Annotated in this window: 11 protein-coding genes; 4 read left to right on the forward strand and 7 right to left on the reverse strand. The window is 30.2% G+C overall.

Annotated features, from left to right (window positions below; all coding sequences use genetic code 4):
* Nucleotides 1–6: 6 nt before the first annotated feature.
* The 5 genes from gap to NXS15_RS01430 all read right to left on the reverse strand — a co-directional run bounded on the left by gap (nucleotide 7) and on the right by NXS15_RS01430 (nucleotide 8376).
* A complete protein-coding gene (gene gap / locus NXS15_RS01410; protein ID WP_259290090.1) occupies nucleotides 7–1011 on the reverse strand; it encodes a type I glyceraldehyde-3-phosphate dehydrogenase in 1005 nt (334 codons plus the stop codon).
* Nucleotides 1012–1194: 183 nt separating this feature from the next.
* Nucleotides 1195–3006 carry an aminotransferase class V-fold PLP-dependent enzyme gene (locus NXS15_RS01415; RefSeq protein WP_259290091.1) on the reverse strand — a complete coding sequence of 604 codons (1812 nt, stop codon included), beginning with the start codon at nucleotides 3004–3006 and terminating at the stop codon, nucleotides 1195–1197.
* An 83-nt stretch (nucleotides 3007–3089) separates the two neighbouring features.
* Nucleotides 3090–4697: a hypothetical protein gene (locus NXS15_RS01420; RefSeq protein WP_259290092.1), complete on the reverse strand. Its 1608-nt coding sequence runs from the start codon at nucleotides 4695–4697 to the stop codon at nucleotides 3090–3092.
* A gap of 132 nt (nucleotides 4698–4829) precedes the next feature.
* Nucleotides 4830–7205, reverse strand: coding sequence for a phosphoketolase family protein (locus NXS15_RS01425; RefSeq protein WP_259290093.1), 2376 nt, complete (start codon nucleotides 7203–7205; stop codon nucleotides 4830–4832).
* Between the two features lie 208 nt (nucleotides 7206–7413).
* A complete protein-coding gene (locus NXS15_RS01430) occupies nucleotides 7414–8376 on the reverse strand; it encodes a lactate/malate family dehydrogenase (RefSeq protein WP_259290094.1) in 963 nt (320 codons plus the stop codon).
* 260 nt (nucleotides 8377–8636) lie between these two features.
* On the opposite strand from NXS15_RS01430, the gene NXS15_RS01435 reads away from it, so the two are divergent.
* From NXS15_RS01435 to NXS15_RS01450, 4 genes are all read left to right on the forward strand, one after another.
* Complete coding sequence (locus tag NXS15_RS01435) at nucleotides 8637–11351, forward strand: exonuclease domain-containing protein (RefSeq protein ID WP_259290095.1); 2715 nt, start codon at nucleotides 8637–8639, stop codon at nucleotides 11349–11351.
* 201 nt (nucleotides 11352–11552) lie between these two features.
* Nucleotides 11553–13904, forward strand: a complete 2352-nt coding sequence (locus tag NXS15_RS01440; RefSeq protein WP_259290096.1) for a putative immunoglobulin-blocking virulence protein — start codon at nucleotides 11553–11555, stop codon at nucleotides 13902–13904.
* Between the two features lie 322 nt (nucleotides 13905–14226).
* Nucleotides 14227–15273 carry a zinc-dependent alcohol dehydrogenase gene (locus NXS15_RS01445; RefSeq protein ID WP_396888596.1) on the forward strand — a complete coding sequence of 349 codons (1047 nt, stop codon included), beginning with the start codon at nucleotides 14227–14229 and terminating at the stop codon, nucleotides 15271–15273.
* Nucleotides 15274–15693: 420 nt separating this feature from the next.
* Nucleotides 15694–17898, forward strand: coding sequence for a DUF262 domain-containing HNH endonuclease family protein (locus tag NXS15_RS01450; RefSeq protein WP_259290097.1), 2205 nt, complete (start codon nucleotides 15694–15696; stop codon nucleotides 17896–17898).
* A 212-nt stretch (nucleotides 17899–18110) separates the two neighbouring features.
* Here the strand turns inward: NXS15_RS01450 and NXS15_RS01455 are convergent, their stop codons facing one another.
* Nucleotides 18111–19319, reverse strand: a complete 1209-nt coding sequence (locus NXS15_RS01455) for an Mbov_0401 family ICE element transposase-like protein (RefSeq protein WP_259290098.1) — start codon at nucleotides 19317–19319, stop codon at nucleotides 18111–18113.
* 452 nt (nucleotides 19320–19771) lie between these two features.
* Nucleotides 19772–21610, reverse strand: a complete 1839-nt coding sequence (locus NXS15_RS01460) for a hypothetical protein (RefSeq protein ID WP_259290099.1) — start codon at nucleotides 21608–21610, stop codon at nucleotides 19772–19774.
* Nucleotides 21611–21763: the final 153 nt, after the last annotated feature.

Raw genomic sequence — 21763 nt, forward strand, 5'->3', positions numbered from 1 at the left:
ACTTGATTATAATTTTGCTCAGTGTTCTATAACTCTAACCAATTGTGAAACGTATGACATTTCGTTGTCGTATCATGCAAACAATTTGTAAATTTTTTGTCCATTAGATTCTTGTACGTGAGTTAGGGTAGCATCGAAAATTGAACCGAAGTGTGAACCGATAATGTCTGAAGAAACGATTTCATCAGTGTTGTATTTCATCGATTCAGTAGCTGCTTTTTTGAATGCTGCATTAACTTCATCTACAGATGGAGATTTTTCTAATTGAACTGATAAGTCAATAATAGAACCAGTAATTGTTGGAACACGTAGGGCAATACCGTTTAAAATTCCGGCTGCTTCAGGAACAACTAAACCAATAGCTTTAGCAGCACCGGTTGAAGTAGGAACTGTATTGTGGCTTGCAGCACGTGCTCTTCTTAAGTTACCTTTTCTGTGAGGCCCATCTTGAAGCATTTGGTCTGCTGTAAATGAGTGAACAGTAGTCATGTAACCATTTACTAATCCGAAGTTATCAACAAGAACTTTAACAACTGGTGCTAAACCATTTGTAGTACATGAAGCTGCTGAAATAACTTCATCATCTTTAGATAAAATATCGTGGTTTACATTGTAAACGATTGTTTTAACATCATTACCACCTGGAGCTGAAATTACAACTTTTTTAGCACCAGCTTTGATGTGTTTTTCTGCTAATGGTTTTTTTGCAAAGAAACCTGTTGATTCAACAACAATGTCAATTCCTAATTCTGCTCAAGGTAGATTTTCAGGATCTTTTTCTGCGAAAACTTTAATTTCTTTACCATCTAATACAATTGCACCTTCTTTAACGCTAACTTCGTGTTGTAGAGGTCCGAATGCTGTATCGTATTTTAATAAGTGAGCTAACATAGTAGGGTCAGTTAAATCGTTAACTGCTACTACTTCGATGTTTTCTGATTTTGTTTCAAGGATACGACGTAAAGTCAAACGACCAATACGGCCAAATCCATTAATTGCTATTTTTTTCATTTTGCCTCCTAAAATTTAGTAATTTTATATACATAATTTTACATTTAGCAAGGTAATTTATTTTTGTTTATGTCATAAATATGGAATAAATCTAAGAAACGATTCCACAAATTAGCCGCTTTGTTTAAGTTTTAAGCAAAATTGATAAAGTATTAAATAAAAAATCCCATGAAGGGATTATAATTATTTGATTTTTGCTAATTCTATATTTTCTTTGATAGCGTCTACTAGTAATCTAGCCTTAGGCATATCTATAACATTAGGAATACCAATTCTTACTTGTGTTTGTTGTCTTCCATTTCGTCCGACTTCAAAATAAATGTTTGATTTGTACTCGATTGTATTTCTTAAAATTTCAGCATTATATCCTTTAGGAGCATCCATCACTAATAATCCGTGTGTGACATTTTCTCCTTTAACGACATCTCTAAAACCAAGTTCAACTAATTCGTTTCTAATGTAATTGTAAATTAACTCTTTATCTTTTCTTATAGCTTCGATAGTTTGGTTTTTAATTACTCTAATAGCCGCATTCATCGCAACTAAAATGGCACTCGCTGGTGTATATGGAGTTGATTTTTGTTCGTAATAATATTTAACATAAGCCGGAATATCAAAGTAGAATTTAAAATTAGTATTTTGCTTTGCGGCCTCGATTGCTCTTTGTGATAAAACAACGCAACTTAAACCAGGCATCAAACAAAACGCTTTACCACTTGTGGCAATTACAGCATCCAAGCCTCATTCATCAAATTTAACATCATCATGTATAAATGATGAAACTGTATCAACAATAAATAAAGTATCAGGTGCGTATTTTTTCACAATCTTAGACAATTTCTCAATATCGTGTAAAACACCTGTTGATGTTTCATGATGAGTAACAAAAAGTGATTTAAATTTATTGTTTTTCAATACTGACTCAATTTGAGCAAAATCAAATGTTTCACCATCGGCATAGCTAATAGTTGTTAAAGTATCGGCTACACCCAGTCTTTCTAAAAGAATTCTAAATCTTTTACCAAAATCACCTGCTTCAATTAAAAGTACATTTTCGCCTTTTTGAGCTAAATTAATTGAAATAGCTTCCATCGCTCCGGTAGCTGATGAGGTAATAAATAATGGTAAACCGTTTTCAGTTTTGAATAATTCACGAACTAATTTTGTTGTGTCTTCTAAATAATATTTAAAAAGTTGCGATCTGTGGTGTAAGACACATTGGCTCAATATTTCATTAACTTCGTTGTAATTATTTATTGGTCCAGGTGTAAATAATAGTGTAGTAGCATGATTACGGTATCTTGAATCTAAATTTTGTAAGTCTTCAAAAGTATCAAGCTCACGCATTTGTACATTAACGATTTCAAGATGTTTGAATTTAGACTCAAGAGTTCATAAAAATGTTTCAAAATAGTCTTCACGGTGTGTTTGATAAAAACTATCAATTTTTTGGCGCATTTCATTTGAAGTTGTATTGTTTAGATACAAAATTCCACTTCAAATGTTTTTCATAAATGAGTCTTGTGTTAAAGAATGATTAATAACATTTTCATTTTTATCTAAATTGTAAGCTCACTCTGGTTTGTGTTCATATCCTTTTACACTGAAGGCTATTGAAGTATTAGCGTTCGAAATTAAGGGAACAATTTTGCTAAAGACATTCTCATTGAAATATAAATCGCCTTCAACATACAAGGTATCGTTAAAAAAGTCTTTTGCATATCACAAACTGCTTATATTATTGGCTGTATCGTATTCAGGGTTTTCTACTAATTTAACACCGTATTTATCGATTAAATAGTTGAATTGATCTTTTAAATAACCAACCACTATGGTGATATTTTTAATTCCTGCTTCGTGTAGAAATTTAATATTTCTTTCAATAATTGGCTCACCGTGTACCTGAACTAGTGGTTTTGGTAAGTATTGAGTTAAAGGTGCCATTCTTGTGCCTTTTCCTGCAGCAAAAATTACAACATTTTTTATTTTTTTCATATTTTTTCCTTTGGTTTCATTTTCGACTGATGAAACATTATTTGCAATATAAATTGTGTTTTTATTTTAATCAACCAATATGTTTATTTGTTGGTCTTAAAAATTTCCGCTTGTTTTAAAACAATTTCGTTTCATAAATCATTATTGACCGGGTCGTCAATTTCACTCACGGGCGAAGCGGCTCTTCAAGCAATTATTTTTTTGCCATCTTGGTCACGAATTGATATACCGGTAAAAATTAAATCACTGGCTGTATTTTTACCGCTTACATCTAAAATGGCTTTTAGTGCACCAGTGTTCATGTCAACAGTTGCCCATTTTTCGAATCATAATCCCTCTTCGGAACCAAAATCATTAGCATGGTTAGTGGTTAATTCTTCCGAAGGAATTTGATTGTTTAGCACAGTGATTGAATTTCCTTCTTTTAGAGAAGTATGCAATTCGACTGGCTTACTGAAATCAGTGGTGTGAATTCTGTCTGTATATTCAATTTGTTGATTTTTGTTAACAACTTCTTCAATTCACTTATCAATAACTGAGAAATTAGGATGACCTTTGTAATAGATATTGTATGTGTCTTGATATTTATCAATAACGTGTGAGAGTGAATCTTTTTCGATTTTAACATCCCCACCAGAACCTAAGAATATGATTTTAGGTTTATCGCCGTGGAGTTTTTGATTTTGTTTAACTTTGTCACGTTCAACACGTCAATCTTGTCTTGATATTTCGTAATATTCTTCAGTAAAAGGTATACGTTTTTTGTTAATATCACGGGTTTGGAAGAATTTATTTTTTATTCTTCAATCTTTGTCAACTGAATATGGGTATATTCTTTTTAACTCTTTATTTTTGAATTTATTAACGCCATTGTGATCCTCAAAGAAGAAATAAACATTGTCTAAAATTGTAGAAATAGGTATCCAACCTGTTGGACCACTTTCAATATCATCTATATTAATCATTTGGCCTTTTTTATTAAAATTGTCAATGTCGTTTAAAAATCTTGTTTCATATGAAGAAATAATAGAGCTAGCTTCGTTTAAACAAAGGAATTTTACATTTGTAAACGCTGCTAATTCTAAGTATTGACGCACATAATTCAATTCAGCTGATGAAACTCATAAATTGATTTTTTTGTCAGGATTAGCAACAATAACATCACGGAGCACTTTGACTAAATAATCTTTGTTTGTTCAGAAACGGTTAAAATTATACACACGAGATTTTTTGCTTTTATCATTATTAATTGCGCGTTTGTTATTCAATCAATCTTCAAATTTATCTTTGTCAACTGACATTCTATTATCGCCATAGACAAATTGTGTAAAATGAACTTCGCCTTTGGCCATCATTGCTAATCTTAACTGATCTCAAAATGGTTGAATACTAGTTGAAATTCCAAACATATTGATGTCAGCTTGGTCTAATAATGAAGTAACATCGCTATATTCATTAATTAAATTTTCATCGTCAATTTGCAATGTTTTTTCTGTATCATTTTCAATAAATTTGACTGGACTAAATTTGTACTCAATCGTCTTAATTTGTTTATTTTTGGCAAAATTATCACGATCGTATTTAGAAACCTTCACTTTATAAATTTTATATGATGTTAAAGATATAGCTGAGGTCAACAGAGCTGTTGAAACTACAATATACGATAACAAATTACGGGTTTTAATTTTCATTTTTTATCCTTTATATATCCAATATTAAGTATATTTTAATATAAAAAATGTTAAAGTTATAATATTTAATGTCCAGTTGAATTGATGTTAAATTGTAAAAATAGAAAAAAGTGTCACGAGACACTTTTTTTATTATTTAATTCCTTCTCATTTTCAGTTTTTAACTTCGTCGATATCAGTACCAGTTTCTCTAATGTAGTTTGTGTGGTATTCAAGTTTTTCATTCATTTCATCAATAAATGATTGAGCTTTTTCACCATAAACTGCTTTAGCAGCGGTAATTGACATGTGGAATCTATCCATGTGTGATAATTGACGAATGTCAAATGATGTAGTAATATCTCCGTGTTCACGGTAACCGTGTGCGTGTAGATTTCTGTTTTGTCTTGTGAAGAAGATATCTCTTAAAAGACTTTCGTAACCGTGGAAGGCGAATAAGATTGGTTTATCAGTTGTAAATACTGAATTGAATTCTTCGTCGCTTAAACCACGATGATCGACAGATGGGTGTCTTAATTTTAAGATTTCAACAACGTTAACGAATCTAATTTTTAATGATGGGAATTGTTTGTTTAAAATCGAAATAGCAGCTAGAGCTTCAATTGTTGATTCGGTACCTGAAGCAGCAACAACTAAATCAGGAGTTTGGTCGATTGAAACATTTGATGCTCAATCAATTACTTTGTATCCTTTTTCAACTAATTCTTCTGCTTCGGCAACACTAAAGAATTGTTCTCTTGGTTGTTTTGAAGCAACGATTAGGTTAATAACACTTTTTTCAGCAAACGCTTTTGCTGAAACAGCTAATAATGTGTTAGTATCCGCTGGTAAGTATTCTCTAACCACCTCTGAGTTTTTATCTGCTAAGTGTCCTAACATACCTGGATCTTGGTGTGTATAACCGTTGTGGTCTTGTTGGAATGCGTTAGATGTAGCAATTAAGTTTAGTGATGGAATTTGTTTTCTTCAGAATAGTGGTTTGCATTTGTTGATTCATTTTAGGTGTTGTGTAACCATTGAGTCAACAACTCTTAAGAATGCTTCGTATGAAGCAAAGACACCGTGACGTCCTGTCAATACATAACCTTCTAAGAAACCTTCGGCTTGGTGTTCTGATAATTGAGAGTCGATAACTCTACCAGCTGGTGCCATAAATTCATCTAATTCAGTGTTGATTGTGTCTAATCATTGACGATTTGTGTTTTTTAATACATCAAAAAGTCTATTTGATTTAGTTTCATCTGGTCCGAAAATTCTAAAGTTAGTTGGGTTTAATTTTATAAGTTCAGCATAATAAGTTGATAAATTAACCATGTCTTGTGAAATTACACTACCAGGTTTATCAAATTTTAAAGCAAAATCTTTTCAATTACCTAATTTTAAGTTTTGTGGGTCAATTCCTCCATTTGTAGCAGGATTCATTGCCATTCTTTTGTCACCTTCAGGAGCAATATAAAATTCAGGTTTTAATCTTGCGTTTTCATCAAATAATTCTGATGGTTTATATGATTCCATTCAGTCAATTAAATCTTGAATGTGTTTTGGATCTTCGGCTTTAACAGGAATTGGAACTTGGTGTGCTCTGAAGCTTCCTTCAATTTGGTTACCAGCAAATTTTGATGGACCTGTTCATCCTTTTGGTGATCTAAAAATAATCATTGGTCATTGAGGTCTTTTTTGTTGTTGTTCGCCTTTTTTAGCCGCTTCAGCTTTAATAGCCATTATTTTTTCAATAGCATAGTCTAGTTTGTCAGCCATTTCATGGTGATAGTCGGCAACTTTTTCCACCTCAACAAAGATTGGTTCTCAGCCAAAACCTTCAAATAATTTAGTTAGTTCCTCGTTTGATCTACGAGCGAAAATTGTAGGGTTAGAAATTTTACCACCGTTTAAGTGTAAAATTGGCAATACAGCACCATCGTTTTTAGGGTTAATAAAAGTGTTTGATAATCATCCAGCCATTAAAGGACCAGTTTCAGCTTCACCATCTCCAATAACTGCAGCAGCTATTAATGAAGGATTATCTAAAATAGCACCTGTTGCGTGTGAAAGTGAGTAACCTAATTCACCCCCTTCGTGTAATGAACCTGGTGTTTCAGGCGCTGCGTGTGAAGCAGTACCACCCGGGAATGAGAAAATTTTAAATAAATGTTTCATTCCTTCTTCATCTTGTGTGATGTGTGGGAATAATTCAGTGTATGAACCATCCAAGTATGAGTTAGCAACCATAACTTGTCCACCGTGTCCAGGACCTTCAATATAAAACATATTTAAGTCATATTTGTTTATTACTCTGTTTAGGTGAGCATATACAAAGTTTTGTCCAGGGATTGTTCCTCAGTGACCGATTGGGTAAATTTTTAAATCTTCGGGTTTAAGGCCATTTTTCATTAATGGATTATTTTTTAAATACATTTGACCTACAGCAATATAGTTAGCAGCTCTTCATCATGCATCGACTTTTGCTAAATATTCTTTAGAATCAAAATTGATATTTTTCTTTTGCATTGTTTTACTCCTTATATTATTTATTTCTTTTTAAATTATAGTAAATATAATTATTTTTATCATTTTAATTGTAGATAAAATACTTAGTTTATGGAATCATTAGCATATCAAAAAAAAGATAGCTTATCTTACAAATTTTAAAAATAAAAGAAATCTATTTTTCTAGTTAATAAGAAAAATGCCTTGCGGCATTTTTTTATTAAATTTATTATTTGAAAATGTGTTTTACACCAATTTGACCTAGTGTATCATTGTGAACTTTTGCAAATCCTTCTGAGAATTTGTCAAATTTTTCTCATTCTTCTGGTGTTAGAGACATTTTTTCAGGTAAGTATTCATATCCATTTTCACCAACGATTACTGGAATTGAGAAATAAATTCCTGGGTGTTTGAATGTGTCAGGTAATTTAACACCGATTGTCATGATTTTTCTTTTGTTATTTAAAACAGCTGAAGTGATTTCGTATAGTGATGTACCAATTCCGAATTGTGTGTTTCCTTTACGTGAGAAGATTTCGAATGCTTCTTTTTTACTGTCTTCGTAAAGTTTTTGTTTAACTTCTTCAGTAAATTGTGGTAAGTCTTTAATTAATGTTTCACCAATTTTAGCGTTCGATCAAACAGCCATTGCTGATGCACCGTGTTCTGCAATCATTGAAATTTCAATTGAATCTGCTTCTACATTGTATCTGTGAGAAATTAATTTTTTCAATCTAGCACCGTCTAAAATAGTACCTGCTGAAATAACTTTGTTTGCTGGAAGACCTGATGCGTAGTGGAATACAGCTGCCATAACATCACATGGGTTAGCAGCAACAATTACCACACCTTTAAAGCCTTTTTCTTTTAAAACAGATCCGAATGAATCCATTAATTTTGCGTTAGCACCCGCTAAAGCAAGACGATCTGAGAAATCTTTATTTGCAGGAATTGAAGCACATACAACAACAATATCAGCATCTGCTGCGTGATCTTCTAATGTTCCTACTTTAAATGTTGAACCATTTCTTGGTAAGATTGATACCATGTCAGAAAAGTCTTTAGCATGTGCAAAAGCTATGTCTTCATTTCTGTCCACAAATATTCATTGAGCTTCTAAGCCTCTGGCAACAGCAATATTTACATATGTAAATCCTACATTACCTAGTCCGATAACAATAATTTTTTTCATATATCCCTCTTTTTTTATTTTGAATTTTTAGTTTGTTATAAACTAATACAATTATAAATTTTTTTAAAAAAATAAAAACTATTTTCAAAAAAATGGAATGAATTCCATATAAATTTAACTTATGCTTTATAAAATGAAAATTCATATTAATTATTAATCTTAAACTTAAAATAGAGGAAAATTTATTCATTTTAAAACTATTTCGCCATAACTTTTAATTGAGCTTACATTAATATTAATATTTGTATTAAAATTAAGTAATGAAAAATAATCTCGACAATTTTTTAGATAAAAAAAATACCAATTTCTTTACAGAAGAGCAACAAAAAATAATCGATTATTCACAAACTAATAATATTGTGGTCGATGCTATTCCCGGTTCTGGTAAAACAACAACTATAATCGGAATAGTTAAAAATAATATGGATAAAAGAATCCTAATATTGACTTATAACACAAGATTAATGGAGAACACACGGGTAAAAATTAATAAAATTAGACAAAGAAATCAACAAAATTATTGAGAAATTAGAACATTTCACTCATTCGCTGCCTCATATTGAGCAATGTCGTGTCGTGACGATGGCGAATTACAAAAAATATTTGACCATGATGGTAATACTGTAAAAAACATTGATTTTGATTTAATCATAATCGATGAAGCCCAAGATTTAACACCGTTGCTTTGAAAATTAACACAGGCAATATTGTCTAATAACATTAATAATAAAAAATGTCAATATGTGTTTTTTGGCGATAAAAATCAGACAATATACCAACATAACGGGTCAACTCCATATTACTTTTTGAATGTTGATAAACTTATAAATAATAATATTGAATGAAAGCATTTATCACTAACGAATAGTTTTCGTGTTAAAAAATCTGTGTGAGATTTCTTCAAGATAAATGATTTAAGCGAATTTAATGGAACAAGTTACGCAGACAAAACCGGAAATCTTGAAATACACGTAACCGATGATGATTTCATTGATTATACTTGCAACATTATTGAAGAAAAAATCAGTAGTTATGGTATTGAAAACGTTTTTGTGCTTTCACCAATCGTAAACAATTCGCACTCTGATATTTCATTAATAAAAATAGCCAATGAAATTAATTTAAGAGGTTATGAAACATTTTACCCTAAACCTAATTCAGTCGGAATAAGTGAAAACCAAGAAAAAAATAAGTTGGTTTTTGCCAGTGTTCACCAGTCAAAAGGACGCGAAAAAAAATGCGTAATTCTTTATAATTTCAATAAAATTACTGAAGATATTTTCAATGAAAATACTCATGAACTAGCAAGAAATCTATATTATGTCGCAATGACAAGAGCTAGTGAAGATTTGATTGTAATCAATGTAAAAACAAAGGAATACGGCCAAGTATTCCCTTCCTTCATTGAAGTTAATAACTTCTATGATAAAGCATATTTCCATAGCGTTTGAAACAAAAATACAATGAGAAATTTGAATTCAAAAAACAATATCGAATTTTCGCGTGATTATAGAGTTACAGACTTAGTCAAAAAAATATCATATAAAACAAAAAATGACCTATCAAAAGTCATTAGTAAACTTTGGTTATCCTATCCAGAAAAGATAATCAATATCAAGGATAATATTGAAATCAAGGATAAGCAGCAAAGTTACAATGTTTCAACTATTAATTCAATATATTCAAAAATATTGTATTCCTTGCATTTCGAAAAAGGTCAAATTAGTGAAAAAATAAATTATTTTATTAAAAAATTCAGTAGTAAAGACTATGAATTCAAAAATAAAATTAATAAACAATTAAAAATTGCGAGCACTCTTAGTGACAAAGAATATTGTTTAACAATGGCGATGATTTTTGATGCTTTATTAAGCCATAGTTTAATCGGTATCAATTCAATCCCGATTGATGAGAGAAAATGAATAAACAATGAAAATTACAATCTTATTTTAGATAGACTAACAAACATACAAAACGAAGGCTCAAAGCTTTGGTATGACATAAATTATTCTGACATTGAAGGAATTGTTGATTTAATTGATTACGAAAGTGAGATTATGTATTGAATTAAATTCAATGATCGCTTAAGCGATAATGATATTTACGAACTGGTAATCAATGTTGCACTATTGTATTTAGAAGCCCAAGAAGATAAAAAAATGAATAATTTGCTCGAAAACTTTAGATTTGTCTTATTTAATATTCGCAATAATTCAAAACTCGAAATTGAAATAAACGACACTAATGAGTTAAAAAAGATAGTTTCAAATGCAATCGACAACATAGATAATAACATTCCAGATATTGATGTTCATTATTCGAAGGTTGAATTATCTCAAATTAATAAAATTTTAATAGATTACGAAACAGTCAAATTAGGAATTAGGGAAGCACACGGTTTGAAATCAAAAGATAAATTTGTGTTCTTTGATTTTGAAACAAGCAGTTTAACAGGCTATGTTTGTCAAATAGGAATGGTAATTGTCGAAAACAACAAAATCTCTAGTTCGGTAGATCAATTAATTAATCCGCTCGTCCCAATTGATTATGCCGCCACACTGCAACACCATATCAGTGATGAAATGGTTGAAAATGCCCCAAGTTTCAGTAAATATTGAGACAATATTAAACATTATTTTAACGGCGAGTATTTATTAATTGCTCACAATATTGCATTTGATATCAATGTTTTAAAGCGTGAACTGATTAGATCGAATATTTCGTTGAGTGATGATTTATACTATTTTTGCAGTAGACATGGGCTAAAAAAATACAATGAAAAGTATAAAAAAATTGAGCGTTTAAATTTTATTGCCTACGATTTAGGTATAGATTTTCAACATCACAATGCTTATCACGATGCCAAAACAATTTTTGATATCTTTTCTCATCTTGAAAAAAACTTTAAAAACGTAATTCAAAAATCAATTGATAATGGCTATAGAGGCCATAAATTCAAAATCAAAAAAAATTAGGCAATTTATTTTCAGTTCAAACAATGACGCTAAGTTAAAAAATCTAATTTAATTTTAAAATTGATAAAATATTATCTACATTTTGCTTTGCTAAAATGTTTTGTTTTTGATAGAGATTGTAACATGTAAATGTGATAAAATCTATTTAAAATAAATAGCTCTCAAAGGAAGTTATTAATTGTCAAACAACGAAGGAATAAAATGGCATTTTTAAAACGTAAAAAAATTGTTTTATCATTATCATCTGCTACTGTGATTGTCTCATCTGTCACAGCGGTTTTGCTATACCAATTTAACTCAAAAAAACAAGCCAAATTTGACTACTTTTTTGACGCAAAAGTAAAAGAAGATTTTACGACAAAAAACAATTTAGACCTCAATGTCACGAGTGCGAATGCAGACAATAACCTTAAAGAGTTAAAAGTTCCTGAATCAATTCACGAACCAATTAGGGAACCTGAAAAACCAAAAGTTGAAGAAATCGTTAAAATTGCCGTTGATGAAGAAAAACCAAAACCCAAACCTATTCCTAAAGCTGAACCAAAGCCAAAACCTAAACCAGTGCCACTGCCTGACAATCAACCACAAGTTCAACCTAAACCGAAAAAAATAATTACACCTAAAGTCGCAGAAGAAAAAGAAGTTGTAAAACCCAAAACTCCTTCCAATGTTGTTATTGATAATTTAATCAATAATGATGACTCGGCAACTATCATCAATATTTTAGGTGCTAATGTTCGTGCTAAAGTAATTAAAAACAAAAATAGAGAAGTAAATTCTTCAGATATCAGAAATAAAATAAGCAATATTGATCCATACCAAAATAACACTGTCGACAAAATAGTAAGTATTCAGGTAACTGATGAATTAGTTAACAAAGTTTTAGACAATGTTAAAGGTGATGGTACTGGCAATAACGGAATTAACAATAGACTAATAAAAGGGACTGTGGACGAACTTTTGGCACAAGTTAAACCTGAAAATTTAGAAGATATTGTTAACGTTAATAAAACAGGATTTTATACAAAACAATTTGAAAAATGAAAACAATTGTTTGATAGCAATAATGTGGAAAAATTCCTTTTACCGGATGCTAAAACACAATATCGCACAAAAAAATTCGTTTCTAAAGTGCATCGCTACTTCTGATTATATTCAAATCTTGACTGATCTAAATTCACTAAACTGAGTGACAATGCTAAGAAAATGTTAGCTGAAGGATATGTTATTTCAGAAGATACATCATACTTTAACGAAAAGGGCGAATTAGATTCGTGATCAGCAAGTTTGCCAAAAGGATATAACTCAGTTGAGGCAAGAATGACACGTGATAATTTTCAAAAACGTGTGTTTAGTTATAGTTCTTCAGAAATAAGAAGTCCTTACAATGTTAAAAATGGTATTTATCCAGGATGGACTCGTGTTGATGTAACTGATAATGTTGAATTTAAAGACTTACATGTATCAAAAGCAGACGGAATTAATATTATTAAAATGACCAGAGATGAGCCTATTAATGATAAAGGGCAAATAAATGAAGGTTATGTTTTAGAAATTGATGCCGGTAATGAAAGTGGATATCAAAAAACCAAACAACTATTAATTGATTTAAAAGCTAAACCAGATTTAAACTTTGTCTCATTCCGTATTAAAAATATGGGTAGCCATGATGCGGGACAAAAATTCAAAGAAATTTTAGATGAATTACCCGACCAAATTCCGCAATTAGAACTATTTTTCTCTGATCGTGCAACAAATACAGGTTCATTAATCACACTTGAAAATAAAGTCATTAAAGAGTTGTCTTTATATACTTTGGGAAATTCATTATTAGACAATTGGAGTATTAACCCATTTGCCTTACGGAACACAAAATGAGTAAATACTAACGATTACAATGTAAGTTTTGAGTATAAAGTAGGTGAAGAAATAGCAACAAGAATCACTTTTAATACATTATCTTTTGATGCTCAAGATTATGCTTCTGGTTCAAGCAATCCTTTTGAAAGAATTAATTTAGGTTTAAGAATGGCTTATTATGCTCGCAATAATGAACCAATTTTCCAAGGTGGTTTTGGAAGCGGTTTAAATCCGGACGAAAATGAAGGTGGCAACAGCTACGCAACAGGTTTAGACTTTTCAAGAGTTCCACAAATTAAAAGTTTAAGAGGTCTTGTATTTCATGATGAATTTAAACCAGCTAATAAGGCAAGAAAAATTTCGAGATTAGTCTTATACAACAATTCAACTAGTTTCACTATGAGTGCACAAGACTTAAATAATGCAGGAATGGAACACATGGTTGATGAACCAATGCAATCTTCAAAAATTATTTTTTCAAACGGTGCAACAACTAAACGAATAAAAATTGAAGGTAATCAAACCCTAACAAATTCAGGTATTGCTAATCTATTTAAATTTATTAAATTCGCCAAAAACGGAAATGAATTTAGTGATGAGATTGAAGTTGATGCAGAGGCAACGCAATTAAAAACGCAATTGCAAAACTCAGGATTAAAAGTTAGAGAAGCACAAGATTTTGACTTTGCTTAGTATTTAAAATAAATGTGGAAATTTCCACATTTATTTTATTTACATGATAAAAAATATGACAAATTAAATAATCAATAAACAAAAGCTAAAAATAAAAAAATGTTTTAAGTGGTTCAAAATGCATAAAAAAATAAGTTTTTATAGATACGTCTTTGAAAAAATTAATAATTGCAAAATATGTGTAGGCAAAATGTTTGCACATCCTTTTGTTCTTTTTTAACCAAACATACACAAAAACGTGTAAAAGGAATATGATTATATTGATAAATGTAAATAATTTATCGTTAATTAAAATTTATTATAAAGAAAAGAGGATAATAATATGTCTAAAATGAAGGCCTTTGTTGTACGCTCTCCACGTAAATGAGGCGTGGAAATCGTTGATATTCCTGAACCAAAAGAAAAAGAAGTTTTAATCAAAATGGAAACTAGTGGCATTTGTCACACAGACTTGCACGCAGCTAATTACGATTGATTAGTTGAACCAAAATACCCACTTATTCCTGGACACGAAGGAATTGGTATTGTTGAAAAATTAGGTCCAGGATGTACACACCTTAAAGTAGGTGACAGAGTTTGTTTAGCTTGACTACACGATGCTTGTGGGCACTGTGAATTTTGTTTAAGTGGTAAAGAAACATTATGTCCTAACCAAAATATGTCAGCATATACAAAAGACGGATCATTTGCTGAATATGCAATTGGACATGAAGACTTCGTCGGCGTAGTGCCAAAAGATTTAGATTTAATCACAGGAGCACCCGTAGTTTGTGCTGGTGTTACTACATACAAAGCTGTTAAACAAGCAAAACTAAAACCAGGTGATTTCGTTGCTGTTATTGGTGTTGGAGGGTTAGGTCAATTAGCAATCCAATACGCAAAAGCAATGGGATATCGTCCTATTGGTGTCGATTTAAATGACGAAAAATGTGAATTAGCGCTAAAATCAGGTGCTGAATTTGCCTTTAACTCGAAAAAAGTTAATGCTGTTGAAGAGATCATTAAAGTAACAGAAGGCGGAGTTCATGGTGTGGTTAACACATCAGTTGCTACAGTAGCAGCTATCCAAGGGATGGAAATGTTACGTCGTGGTGGACGTCAAGTGTTAGTTGGACTACCTGCTAAAGATAAATTAGGAAAAGATGAGTTCCCAGTATCTGTATTCTGAACTGTATTATTCGAACGTGAATTAGCCGGTTCAATTGTTGGAACACGTAAAGACCTAAAAGAAGCTCTTGACTATGCAGCGCGTGGATTGGTTAAATCAGAAGTTACTAAAGTTGTTAAACTTGAAGAAGTCGCAGAAATTTTCGAAAAACTTGAAAAAGGTGACTTTATTGGTCGTGCTGTTATCGACTATAGAAAATAATTATCCTAAACATCCTTAACAAAGGATGTTTTCTTTTTGAAATTTGTATGTTTTTGACTCAACATTAAATTGTGTGTAAAGGTTTGTAACATTGTGAACTTTTACACATTTTTTTTACCATTTTTATTGATTTACACCAATAAAATTGTGTAAAAATTGCTTATAATCGTCAAGATGTATTGTTCTTACAAATAAATAAAAATAATGTTCATAATGAACATAAATCTAAACAAGCTCTTTATTTAATACAGAGGTGGTAGCATATTAAATTTGATTAATTATGTACTCAATAATACTAAACTGATGTGTGTCATTATCAATAAAAAAACTCAATAATCTATATGTAAATTAGCAAACATTGTATAACGAATATAATTTATAATATCAGTAAAATTGAAACCATAAAGTGAGGGTGTATACATGAAAGATTTGACATGTTTATTTGACTTGTTCGATAAAAAAATATTTAGAATTCCTGATTATCAAAGAGGTTATGCTTGAAACGAATCACAATTAAATGACTTTTGAGATGATCTTATCTACCTTAATAAAGATAAATTTCATTACACCGGCATGATTTCGTTAAAAAAATTAGATAAGGATGTTTACAACAATTGAAAAGAAGAAAAATGAATCTTTGATGAACGGAGTTATGAGGCATACCATGTTGTTGACGGACAACAAAGACTGACTACACTAGTAATTTTGATTAATTGCATCATAAAATTCGCCAATCATAAAAATATAAATTTTTTAAACGGTGTGGATTTGGAAGAGATTAAAAATCGCTACATAGTTGAATATAAAAAGCCAGAAAAGATTCTAAAAGCATACAAATTTGGCTATGAGACTGATAATCCCTCATTTGAATTTTTAAGATACAAAATATTGGAAGAAAATCATCCAGGATCATTATTAGAAACATTTTATACTTTAAATTTAGAAAAAGCAAATCAGTACTTTACTAAAAAAATTCAAGATTTATTTAAAAATCAAGAAAGGGAAGGATTAGAATTACTTCTCGACAAGGTTTGCAACAAATTATTATTCAATATCTATTACATTGACGATAATTTTGATGTTTACACTGCGTTTGAGACTATGAATAATAGAGGTAAAAAGTTATCTAACTTAGAAATTTTAAAAAATAGATTGATTTATTTAACAACAATTTTCCCCGACCGCACGATTTCAATCGAAACGAAAAATCAAATACGCAGAAACATAAATGAATCTTGAAAAGAAATATATTACCAACTTGGACGAGACAAGAATAAACCACTAGACGATGATGAATATTTAAAAAACCATTGATCAATGTATTTCAAGTACTCACGTAACAAAGGCAATGCCTATATTGATTTCTTATTTGGTAAATATTTCAATTCTAAATCTGTTTATAAAGCGAAATCAAAAACAACAGATGACAATGACCTAACTATTGAAAAAATCAATAACTACGTGGAAAGTTTGAAGTCAGTCGCTAAATATTGATATTACTCATTTAATCCTGAAAAAAATGAATATGAATTCTCCAAAGATGAAATACAGTGAATCAATAAATTAAATAGAATAGATATTAATTATTTTAGAACCTTAGTGGTGGCGTCCTTTCTTAATAAAAAAATTGATGAAAGTAGAAGAATAAAATTATTCAAAACAATTGAAAAATTTATATTCTTGTGTTTCAGATTAGGTCGCATCCAGTCAACTTACCTAAGTAGTAAATCGTATGCGTTTGCTGAACAATTGATGAAGGGCACGATTGAAATTGAGGAAATTATTGAGTACTTTGAGAAAAAATTCAAAGAAAAGGAAAAGGAAGCAACCAACTCATTTGCCGAAAGAGTAAGAAGTAGCTTCGATAATGACCAAGAAAAAGGATACTACGGTTGAAAATATTTAAGTTATTTTCTATTTGAATACGAAATGAAATTGTATTCGGAAAAAGGACATTCACCTAAGTTACTTGACTGAAGTGAGTTTACTAAAAGCGAACGAGATAAAATTTCGATTGAACATATATTTCCCCAAACACCAACAAAATGGTATTGGCGAAATCAATTTCGAAATTATAATGATGACGAAAAGCGTTGCTTATCAAATTCGCTAGGAAACTTAATAGCTCTTTCTCAAAAAATTAATTCAGAATTACAAAATAATGAATTCGAATATAAAAAAGAAAAATATTCAACCGGCTGCATTTCTGAATTAGAAATTGCAAAACATGATGACTGAAATCCGAACACTATTTTAGATAGAGGTAAAAAGTTATTGAAATTTATGCAAAATAGATGAGGGTTTACTTTTAGTCAAGATGAAGAAACATTATTAGGTCTGACATTCATGAACGACGAAAGAGAGTCGAAACCAGAAATTACGCAGGATTCTGATTTTAAAATATCACAACTAGAAAAAGATGATCAAGAATTAAATTATTTCGCCGACAAAAATCAAAATATGGTCGAGCTATACGAAATGCTTTTTACTTCAATTAAAGAAAAATATAAAGATTTATCAGCGGTTCAGACCAATTGATGTGTCACACTCAAAGACGAAAAACAGGCAAAAACGATAGCTAATATAAATATTCTACGGTCAAAATTAAAAATTATGGGGGTATAAAATGTTAGCAGGTAATATACATTTTGTTAATTCAATTATACACCATTCCAGGCGATTAAAATTTGAAAAACCGCTTTTCTTTTGTCTCTCTGTTTAATACATAGGGGTGTCTCTCTCTAACTCCTTAATAGGAGAAAAAGCAATATATTAAAATATATTTATCGTGCGCGTGTGCGTAATATTATAGGGGGGTAAAAATAAAAAAGAATGATTTAACTTGCTGTGAATTTATAGTTGTTCGACATCATTAACGGCTCATATGTAAGATCTTCGCCCTCTGTAAAGTCGTTTATATCAATTAGTTCATAATTATGAGAATTATTTAATTTGATTAGATTGAGAATTGTTTTCATACTATAAGTAGAATATCTCTTGGCAAAAAATGATTTAAAAAGACTAACTGAAGATTCAGCTTCGCAGGTAATATTGTCGATATAGAATTGATATTCCTTACAATTTCTTAACACAAAATTTACAAATGATTTTATATTGTTTTTTGTTTCTTTATTAGCAAAGTAAAAAACAGATAAATAGTTTAATCTATTCACTAATTCGTTTTTATCTTTAATAGCTTGCAAAATTCAATCTTTCGCACTTAAATTATTTATATACAACTTTTGTTTTCTCATTTTTGAGTCAAAAATAAAAAATGGTTTTTTAAATAATTCCCCAAAGCGTTTTTTAAAATGATAATAATCGTAGATGTGTTTAGCATTCAATGATTTAGCTAAATTCTTAAAGTAGTTTGCACCATCGCTAAGAAGGTATATTTGAGTGCTTTTGTCTGTATAATAGTGCTTTTTAATTATTTTTAAAAGTAATGATGCTCGAGAATTATTACTTAATTTTCGTGAATCTCTTGAAGTATAAGTTTCATATATAAATAGTGGTTTTTTGTGTGTATCACTGAATATTTTTATTATCTTTGCATTAGTTTTATAAATTTTGCTATTCTCTCTTGATTTTCCATAGCAATCATCGATATGAATGTATATTTTTGTTGCGTAGGTCTTATTAAACGAGTCTTTAAAACTCATGTTTTCGAATAAATTTAATTTTTTAGCATAGTACTTACACAATACTCAACTAACTTGTGCGAATCTATTTCTTATCAAACCACAATAATTATTGAAGTTATCAAAAATTAGCTTCGTGTCGTATTGCTTTCTAAATAAATATTTATATTTTTCTGGGTAGTATCTGAAATACTGTTTCTTGTTGTTCACAAAACGATAATATTCATAAATAACAAATTTATATATTTTTCGATTTTGGCCAATAATTTTTCTGATGATTGTTTTATTAATCTTTAATTTTAATTGTTTTCTTTCAATTGAGTTTTTGAATTCATTTGATAGTTCGCTTATCTCATTGCAGGATAACTCGTTGATGTATTCTAATTCATTAATTTTATTATTCATATGTCTAAATTTTACTAAAATACACGTAAACGAGTTGTTTGTGAATTTTCGCAATAAAAAAAGACAGGTCGATAGCCAACAACAGCTCCTGTCTTTTGTTTTCTAAAGCAACCTTATTTTTTGTTGTGTGGCAATGCTCGCAAGCCGGTTGTTCCGCTTATATCACACATATGTATGTTATACAGCGTTTTACAACTGTATTCTACATAATACACAGTGTCTTTAATGACCTGTATCTACATAATACACTATTCACGGGGAAAATGAAGAAAATACCAACTGTATTAAGGTCTAAACAATTTGTATCGCATTTTTCAATATTTTAATAAAAATGCGTATTTACAATGTATTTTTAAATGGGAGTGTGTGAAAGTTGATTGATTGTCTATTTATCTATGTAACCTAAAATACAGACTTTATATTTTTAATTTATGCAAATTAATAGAAGTATATTAAGACTCGCTATTGGGGTTAAATCAAAAATCATTGAAGTTTATACCAGTAATGTCTTTGGCTTGAATATCGTATATGAATAATAAATTCTTATCAGTGTTGTCTCTTTCTTTAATGAAATTATGTTCCATAAAGTTCTTAATTTTTGTTTTAGCTAGGTTTGTTTTAGCTTCGTTTGTATTAGCTTCTAATTTTTCAATTTTACCGAATACAGGTTCATAGAATTTATTGTATAAATCCATTTTAAATGCTTGTTTCTTTGAATCACTTGATAAAGATTTTCCATATATGTTATCTGATGAAAAACTAAAATTGTCAGCATCATTTAGTAAGTAATTTAAAGGCATAAGGAATTTATTGTATAGGTTTAGAGCAAATAAATAGAATTGTCTTTGATTTGACGGCTGTAAATGATTAATTCGTGCATTTTCCATGCTTTCTTTTCATTCATCGTAGAAATAGTGTTTTTTACCAAATTCATCGATGAAGTTAAGGTAAATTGTTGGGTCAATAATGTTTTTGGTGTTTTCAATAAACTTATCAATAAAGTCAGTAAAATCAGCGTATCCATTGTCTTGATAGAATTTTTGTAATTCTTCATTTTTCTTATCGTCTAATAGCTTTAAAAACGGTGTAGAACGGTCTCTTCTAAGTAATGTTAGAATTGTTTTAAAGTGTAGGAATGATTTTAATAATTTCAACTGGTTTGCGTTTATGTGTGAGTTTTGTATATCTTTAAAAGGGGCTTGAATGAACTCATTGTTATACATTTCGTTCGGTGTTCAACCATTTTCTGAAAAAAATTGAGCAGTTGGCGGGAATGCACCTATGTAATCACGTGTTATATTAGTATTTTTCTTTGCATCAAACGGGAATTTAAAGTTGTATCAAGCGTTGAAGTAATCGCTGTCTTTTGCACTCTTATTAGGAATTGGGTCTAATGCTAATCTTTTATTTGTTGTTTTGTCTAAAAGAACTCTTTCTTGTAGAAAATGTCTATCTGCTCTTTCGTAAAAGTTTTTAGATACTAAAAACATATCGCTGTATGGAATTCTTGGTTGTTGGTCATCTGCTTCTGCTTCAATATTGCCCTTTGCGATTCATCAGTTAGCTTTTTTTGCTGCAGCACTATAATTATCAACTATCTCTGTTTCTTCTTCATCCATATCAACAGGGACTATTCCAAACCATAATCCAGATTCAGCAGTTCTTTGTTCGTAGAAATCAGTATATAACTCAATGAATTTATTCAAATCATAGGTAATGTAATCTCGTCATTCTTCGCCTAATCTTGTTGTTCGATAGTTGTTAGAGTAAAACGAGCCGGAACTTACATCATCCAACCTTAGTAATCTATTTCTTAAATTCTCTTTAAAATTATCTGCTTGTAAAACATAGTCATAAAATCTTTTATTTCCAGAATATCTTAACTGCGTTGTGGCGTGTTTGAACATTTTTGTTCATACATCCAGTGCTTGAGCAAAAGGTTTAGGTTGGAACCTTGCGATTATAATTCCAGGTTCATTGAAGATTGCTGGTGCAAGATCTAGCATAGTTTTATTTTTGTAGATATCAGTAAAATCATTAATAATTTCTAATTGAGTTCTTTTAGGACTGGTATCGCCGTTTTTATTAGGTTCTGATAATTTTTCTGGTGCAGGTTCATCTTTTTGTGAAGGCTCTGAAGTTTTTACATCAGGGTTTTTCTTCTCTGGTACTCCAAGTCTGTTTTTGTTTAAGATTTCATTGACACGGTCTAAACAGCTCGCCGATATCGCCGGAGTCAAAATAAATGGTGAGCCTAAAAGTAAGGCTAATCTAAATTTTTTTATTTTCATATAAACTTCCTTAATTTTTATATTGTTTATTATCTTAATTATATATAAAATAATGCTCCAAATAATCTATTCATCGTCTCATATTGACTTATATGTGAGTTTATTTCATAATTATTTAATATTGCTTGCGTCTATTTAAAAAGTTGGTTTGTG

The sequence above is a fragment of the Mycoplasma sp. CSL7475-4 genome, from assembly GCF_024834065.1.
GTDB lineage: Bacteria > Bacillota_I > Bacilli_A > Mycoplasmatales > Metamycoplasmataceae > Mycoplasmopsis.